Below are 7,478 nucleotides of genomic sequence, written 5' to 3'. Positions count from 1 at the left end.
GGCTGATGTAGCGCCCCGTCTCGACGTGTCGACGCATAAGAGCTTCGTTGGCGCATGGAAATCCTGGCGTTAAGGGCTATCGCGTCCGCTTAAAAATACGGTAAGCGCTCCATGAACCCCACCTAATCAAATTAGGCGGCGCGCTTAGCGAGGCGATGCGGGCGAGCAGTTCCAAGGCAGCAAGGCTTCGTAATCTTCAACCGAGGTTGCCTGTGGCAGGCGCTCAAGTGCATGGCGCAGCCACGCATAGGGCTCTTGGCCGTTGGCTTTAGCCGTCTCGACCAAACTGTAAAGTTGAGCGCTGGCCGCTGCGCCCTTGGGCGTATCGCTGAACAGCCAGTTCTTGCGCCCGATAACGAAGGGCCTGATCGCACGCTCGGCCGCATTGTTGTCGATCGGCAAGAAACCGGCTTCGGTGTAACGTACCAACTTGATCCAGTTGCTGGCCAGGTAACTGATGGCTTTGCCCAGTGCATTTTGCGCCGTCACTTGTGGCTGGGTTTTCTCCAGCCATGTTTGCAACTGCGCCAACACCGGCAGGCTGTTTTGCTGTCGGCTTTCGTGGCGATGTTCATCGCCGACTTCTTTTAAATCTCGCTCGATACCGTACAGCTTGTTGATCAGATTCAGGGCGATATCGGCGCGCCCGGTTTTACCTTTAGGCTGCACCTTTTGCGCCTCGACAAACTTGCGTCGCGCATGTGCCCAACAGCCTAAACGGTCGACACCGGATTGCGCGCCCAAGGCGTTATAACCAGCGTAATCATCGGTCATCAGGTAGCCGCGATAACCTTCGAGCAGGCGCGATGGAACCTCCTGCGCCCGGCTGGTCGAGTAGTCAAAAAGGATCACCGGCTGATCCGGTGGCCCGCCGGTTTGCACCCACATCCAGGACTGGCTGCTCGGCTCGCGATCAGGCTCTTTCAGCACTTGCACACGCGTTTCGTCGCAGTGGATGACACGACTTTCCAGCAGTCGGTCGCGCATCAAATTCAGCAACGGCTGCAAGTGTTCACCGCACTGGATAACCCATCGAGCCAACGTCTGGCGTGGGATATGGGAGCGAGCTTGTTCGCGATGGCGCTGGGTCTAACGCTGATGATGTTGGATTTGCCGCCCCATCTCCGGTGGTGATCTTGCGTAAGTTCAGGAGATCTGAAAATTCAACTTTTTCAACATGATCGACCAAAGCGGACGTTGGCATGGCTACCACTCTATCGGTCAACCGGCATTTAGCCGGGAAGCGGGAGCTCTGCCTTTTCAAGTAAATTAGCGATTTCACAAGTTTATCTTTGGTAGCGCAACGTCTTCCTTGTAGTTCAAATTTCTTGGCAAGAGATTGGATAGCTTGAGGGTTGTTGATCAGCTAGAGATCAGCGCAGGTAGACATCTGAAAGGCAGTTCCGAGAGTTAGCGCTGCTAATTAAAATTTTATTGATATCGAATCCACTACGCTGTTGGAAGATGTCGACGATGAATGAAACGAGTCTGGAAGTGGCAGAGTAAGTGTGAGGTTTTAGCACAATGTATGAAGGTTTGTTGAGCGCGGTGTGTGCAATAAAGCTGCCTGTTGTTTCGATAAAGCGCTACGTAAACTCACTATGATCATTGGCATTATGCTCCGCTTTGCCTCAGGTATGGCAGTAACGATTTTAACTCTGGATCCATGGAGATATTAGAGTAGTTAATGGTGGCTGCAGTCTTATGATCGGTTTTTTCCAGCTTCAGCCGAAATTCAGAAAAGCATACTTACGTGCTGGCACATCCGAAGCTTAGACACCTGCCTGGTTTGTACTCGACTGTGGCAGTGAGAGATTCTGTTTTGTTTTAGCCTGGGCGGCTCGCGCTGAGGTTTTGCGACTGATGAATTTTTAGTGATGATGTCATTATGATACGTATGTATGAGTGTTACTTATGAGGACTGTACGTATGCTCTCTCGTTTCTCACCATTCTAGGGGTATATGGATGTCGGTCATACGAAATATGGGTGTCGCACCGCGTGCTTTTCTGGGCTTCTCGCTAATTGCTCTTTTAGTCATCGCCTTAGGTTTATTTTCAATGAGTCGAATGGCGTTGATCCGGCAAGCCGCCGTCGACATGGAAACAAACATGCTGCCCAGCATCGTGTATTTGGGCGACGTACAGGAAAATACTCTTTATTTACGGATCGTTGCTTCACGCATGGTTAACAACCGCGATCATGCTCAACTGCAACAGATGTATAATTCTCTCCCTGAATATATCCAAAAACTACAAGCAGCGAAAAATGCTTACGGCGCTACTCCAGCCGGTGCTGAAGAAAAATCCACCTTCGCTCAGTTCAACAACTCCCTGGATTCGTACCTGAAGATCCAGGGCGAAGCGCTAGAGCTATCGAAGCAGGACAAGGTGGAGGAATTACGAGCGTTACTCAATACGCGTCTGACTAGCTCTTTAGAAGTGATGTCGGCGAGCCTTCAAAAGCTGATAAACATCAATCAAAATGCGACAGTCATCTCTTCGAAGGAATCAAGCGAACAATTCGATAACGCCACCCACGCAATCATCGGCACATCGATCATAGCGGTCGTCTTGACCGTATTTCTAGCGTGGCTACTGACCCGCAGTATTGTCGTTCCCCTGGCCCGCGCGCTCGATGCAGCAGAGCAAATCGCCGCTGGCGATCTGACTAAGCCTATTGAAGTAGATGGCAACGATGAGCCGGGTAAGGTGCTAGCGGCCTTGCTGGTAATGCAGCAAAATCTGCGTCGGACGATAGAGCAGATTTCCGGATCAGCGACGCAGTTGGCATCAGCCTCTGAGGAATTGAGTGCGGTAACCGACGAATCGTCCCGAAGCCTGCAAAAGCAAAACAACGAAATCGAGCAGGCCGCGACCGCCGTCAATGAAATGACCGCGGCCGTAGAAGAAGTAGCGCGCAATGCGATTTCTACATCTGAAGTATCGAAGCAATCCAGCGTCTTTGCAGTCCATGGACGTGACCGAGTGGTACAGACCGTCGCAGCCATTGAGTCTATGACCTTTGACGTTCAAAACACCTCCATACTGATTGAAGGCCTGGCGGCGAAGGGGCGTGATATTGGCCGGGTACTGGATGTAATCCGCTCCATCGCCGAGCAAACCAATCTGCTTGCACTTAACGCTGCAATTGAGGCTGCCCGCGCGGGTGAAGCCGGCAGAGGGTTCGCCGTTGTTGCCGACGAAGTCCGGGCACTTGCGCATCGTACTGCAGACTCCACTCAAGAAATCGAGATCATGGTGGCCGGAATTCAAAGCGGCACTGCCGAAGCGGTTCTGTCAATGGCACGCAATACCGATCGCACACAATCAACGTTGGAACTGGCAAATGCTGCTGGCGAGGCTCTGACGCAAATTACCGAGTCGATCTCGCAGATCAACGAACGCAATCAGGTAATCGCCAGCGCATCGGAGGAACAGGCACAGGTGTCCAAGGAAGTTGACCGGAACCTGGTCAACATCCATGACCTGTCTATGCAGACTTCGGCCGGCGCCAATCAAACCAGCGCCGCCAGCAACGAGTTGTCACGCCTGGCGGTTGACCTAAGTGCCATGGTGACGCGGTTTGTAATTTAAGGGCGACTTGTCGCAAACGCTGACTCAGCCTTGTACAACCCGGAGGCGGGTGTCACTCGCGAGTGTAGATGCCCATGGCTTTGCCATGTACTTCAATTTCTGCCTCAAAGGTCAGATCAAGCCGCCTGACCAGACTAAGGGGTGATTCATTGACATGAGTGATAAGTGCCCGGATCCTCGGCTCTCGACGAACTTCAATGGCATAATTCATAGCTGCTGCTGCCTTGCTTGCGAAACCTTGTCCTCCAGAGTGAACGATAAGTGTTCCAGCCGAGTTCCATTACACTTGGCCCCTCGCGAAAGAATGCCCCCACGTTACGCTCAACGAATTATCGCCATCACCGACGAAGGCGACCGGGCTGTGATTGCGTTGGCGGCCTGCCAAGTCTATGTCAAAGCAATAACGCGCTGAGCCGTACCTTATCAGTGCATGTGCCGAGAGCGAGGGGAGGCGAGGCTTATACCAAGGTATAGGTAAAGCAAGATGTGCAGCCGGCCGATACCTGGGTGAGAAAAATCGCCACCCAATTTAAGAAGGACTTCATCATGTTTAGTGCCATCCGCTTGCGTACCAAGCTGTTGCTGCTTGCGTTGGTGCCAATATTTCTATTGAGCATTTTGTTTAGCGCGGTCTCCATGGTGCTTTTGGAGCGGCTTGCGGTACAGCAAGAAGAACTGACTCGTGAACGGCTGGTTGGTGATCATCGTAATGATATTCAGCAGTTAGTGGCTATGGCGAGAAAGGCAATTGAGCCGCTCTATGACCAGTCGGCGAACGGTGATGTGGCTGCTCGTGCAAAGGCCATCGAAGTACTAAAGCGGTTGTCGTACGGAGCCGATGGCTACTTCTGGGGTTACGATGAGAGCGGTGTGCGATTGCTTCAGGGGGCTACAGAAGACAAAATCGGACAGAGCTTCTCTGATTACCGCGATCCTAATGGGCTGTATGCAATTAGAGAACTTGTAGCTGCGGGAAAGAGCAATAGCCATTACGTCGGCTATAGCTTTGTGCTCGGCTCTAGCAATCGGATTGTACCTAAAATTGGATATGCCGAGTATTTGCCAAAATGGGGCATGGTATTTGGTACGTCAATAAATCTTGATGATGTCGACGTTAGCGTAGAGAAGGAGCGAAAGCAATTTAGGGAGAGTATTAACCATTCGCTGTTAGTTATGCTCGGCTCTACGATTGCATTGTTGATTGTGGTGGGCATACTTGCAAAGGGAATGAGCGGCTCGATTTTGCGACCGTTGCTGCAGATCAAGGCCAGCCTTGACGACATGGCCTCCGGAGATGGCAATCTTACCCACCGGTTACCGGTGGCTAGTGGTGATGAGCTTGGCGAACTAGCATCATCCTTCAATCTCTTTGTTGATAAAATTCATGTTTTGGTCCAACAAGTTGCTGGGACAACCACCGAGTTATCCGGGCTGGTTAGTGCGGTATCCAGCCAGGCGCAACGCTCTGAAAAAGCGATGATTGGGCAACGTCATGAGACTGAGCAGGTAGCGACAGCAATTAATGAAATGTCTGCTGCAGCCCATGAGGTGTCTGCCAGTGCCCAGCGGGCTGCTGATGCTGCACGAGAGACAGACGAGGAGGGAGCGTCTGCCAAATGTGTGGTGGAAGGCAGTGTCGAGAGTATCCATCAATTGGTTGGTGAAGTCCGTAGCAGCAGCGACTCACTGAATAATCTACGCCAAGACGTTCAGTCCATTGTGGGCGTGCTCGAAGTCATTCGCTCGATTGCTGATCAGACCAACCTTCTGGCGCTCAACGCGGCCATTGAGGCAGCCCGGGCCGGAGACGCTGGTCGTGGTTTTGCAGTGGTAGCCGATGAGGTGCGAGCACTGGCGAGTCGTACCCAACAAAGCACTGGCGAAATACAGAGAATGATTGACAGTTTGCATGGCACCACGCGCAATGCGGTGGAGGCTATGAAGCGCGCGAGCGCAATGGGTGAAAGTACGACCGAGCAAGCAATTCGTGCAGGCCAGTCGCTGGACACTATCGCCGAGTTAATCGGCACCATAAACTTGATGAGCGCGCAAATTGCTAGCGCTGCCGAGGAGCAGACGGCGGTGGCGGAGGAGATCAATCGCAGCGTGCACGAAATCTCCGTTGCAGTGGAAGGTGTCGCCGACGATGCCGTGCAAGGTGCCAGCACGGCCCGAGAGTTGAATAGCCTGGGTGGGCGTTTGCAGGTACTGGTCGGACAATTCAAAATTTGAGTGCTTACTGCCGCGCAATACTTCCTGCTCCAGTGGGCGGTATTGCGCTCTTCTTGGCTGGTTATGAGGTTAGCGTAACACCGCGTTACATGAAGATTTTTTAACGGTCAGCAGGACGCCGGAAGAGGCGGGGACTTAGCTATGGAACACATGGCTGACCTGGGATCGCGGCAAAGAGATGGCTGACCATAAGCGCTTTACGGTGGCTACCGACATAAAGGTCTACTTTTGCGATCCTCATCGTCCTTGGCAACGGGGATCGAATGAGAACACCAACGGGTTGTTAAGGCAGTACTTCCCAAGAGGAACCGACCTTGCGGATCACTCGCAAGCCACGCTCAATGAAGTCGCAAGGCAGCTAAATAGCCGCCCTAGGAAAACACTAGACTACGAAACACCCGCTGAACGATTTAGCCAATCTGTTGCGTCGACCGGTTGAATCCACAGCCGATTGCTGCCTCACTAGAGCCCCCCCCCCTACGCTTGCAAAAATCGATCGGGCCGGCATGGGCAAAGGGCATTGGACACCTTGTCATCGATGATCTCCTCGCTGGCCAGACGTCCCACTGCCGCCGCCAAAGTAATTCCAGGGTGCATTGCACAAACGTAGACGCCACCCACTTTGGGTAGATAACCAATGATGGGGATGCCATCGGCAGGCATGGGCCTGAGTCCGACACAAGCCCGTTCCGGATCTATGGAAACAACACCATGGAGTTCGTTCTGGATCGTCTTGGCAGTTCGAAGCGCTATCGCTGCCGGCTGATTTTCCACGGCGTCGTCCAGATAATCTTCTGCCGCCAGCAACGCATCATCCGAACTTTGCCTCACTTCCATATCAGGGCTGGAGATGAGGGTGTGCACGAGGTTGGGTTGTGACTTGTAACGGATGAAAATGGCAGGAGATGCCTCTATTGGCAGGGACACTCCAAGCATGTCTGCCAGCTTCGTGATGCCTGTCCCGGCTGCCAGTACGACAATATCGGCATCGAGGATGCCTATTGTTGTTTCGACTCCAGTCACCGTTGCACTCTGGGTTACAAAACCGAGCACTCGCGTCTGAGTGAGAATCTTCGCCCCATGCGCCTGGGCACCTGCGATCAACGCATGCGTAGCTGCTACTGCGTCCAGCGCTCCTTCTTCAGCCGCATACAGAGCAGACTGGGGAGGGTTCTTGAGATTTGGTTCCAAGTCGAGAATCTGCGATCGAGACACCAGGTCTGCCGAAGCTTGGTGACCTGAGGTTGGCAGCGCTTCAATCGCCATCACGCTGTAAGACAAGGCGCCTGTCCATCTTATCTTTAGATCTGGCAGCTGCGTTTCGAGTCGGCGGTACTCCTTGATGGCAGAACCGCGCAGTTGCGCGATTGGGTCGGGTTCGGGGTGTGAGGCATTGAGCCAAGCGAATGAGCTGCCAGTCACTCCCGAAGCTATATCTTCCGCTCCTACCAAAGTGACATTCGCGCCTTTACCTGCCAAGTGATACGCCAATGACGCGCCAACGATGCCTGCGGCAATGACAACGACTCGTTTGCCCTGACCATCTCCCATATCAACCTCCGTTTTGTTGATGTGCCGATGGTACGACAGCTGGATGATTTCATTACATGAGAACCTGATCGTTCAGGACGCTTTCTGAGTGTCTGCTACT

At 52.9% G+C, this 7,478-nt stretch carries 3 protein-coding genes and 4 pseudogenes; 5 read left to right on the top strand and 2 right to left on the bottom strand.

The genetic code is table 11. From position 1 onward, the window contains the following. Nucleotides 1-144 precede the first annotated feature (144 nt). Nucleotides 145-1,056, bottom strand: a pseudogene (tnpC, locus tag K9857_RS29010) (IS66 family transposase); the annotation flags it as partial. A gap of 910 nt (nt 1,057-1,966) precedes the next feature. Here tnpC and K9857_RS30710 point away from each other — a divergent pair. The 5 genes and pseudogenes from K9857_RS30710 to K9857_RS28990 all read left to right on the top strand — a co-directional run. Then, a pseudogene (locus K9857_RS30710) lies at nt 1,967-2,461 on the top strand (MCP four helix bundle domain-containing protein); the annotation flags it as partial. 81 nt (nt 2,462-2,542) lie between these two features. Next, on the top strand, nt 2,543-3,595 hold the full coding sequence (locus tag K9857_RS30705) for a methyl-accepting chemotaxis protein (protein ID WP_411961625.1): 1,053 nt from the start codon (nt 2,543-2,545) through the stop codon (nt 3,593-3,595). Between the two features lie 546 nt (nt 3,596-4,141). Beyond that, nucleotides 4,142-4,969: pseudogene (locus K9857_RS30700) on the top strand (cache domain-containing protein); the annotation flags it as partial. 102 nt (nt 4,970-5,071) lie between these two features. After that, nucleotides 5,072-5,827, top strand: a complete 756-nt coding sequence (locus K9857_RS30695; protein ID WP_411961624.1) for a methyl-accepting chemotaxis protein — start codon at nt 5,072-5,074, stop codon at nt 5,825-5,827. A gap of 154 nt (nt 5,828-5,981) precedes the next feature. After that, nucleotides 5,982-6,266: pseudogene (locus tag K9857_RS28990) on the top strand (IS30 family transposase); the annotation flags it as partial. Between the two features lie 38 nt (nt 6,267-6,304). Here K9857_RS28990 and K9857_RS28985 read toward each other — a convergent pair. Beyond that, nucleotides 6,305-7,378: an NAD(P)/FAD-dependent oxidoreductase gene (locus K9857_RS28985; RefSeq protein ID WP_224541792.1), complete on the bottom strand. Its 1,074-nt coding sequence runs from the start codon at nt 7,376-7,378 to the stop codon at nt 6,305-6,307. Between the last annotated feature and the right edge of the window lie 100 nt (nt 7,379-7,478).

It is taken from the genome of Pseudomonas sp. REP124, from assembly GCF_020164475.1.
GTDB lineage: Bacteria > Pseudomonadota > Gammaproteobacteria > Pseudomonadales > Pseudomonadaceae > Aquipseudomonas.
The sequence above is the reverse complement of the archived record's forward strand: the minus strand, read 5'-3'. Positions and strand labels throughout refer to the sequence as shown.

Coding starts and splice junctions, on each gene's coding strand:
- K9857_RS30695 (WP_411961624.1), top strand. CDS start 5,072: ATGATTGGGCAACGTCATGAGACTGAGCAGGTAGCGACAGCAATTAAT.
- K9857_RS28985 (WP_224541792.1), bottom strand. CDS start 7,378: ATGGGAGATGGTCAGGGCAAACGAGTCGTTGTCATTGCCGCAGGCATC.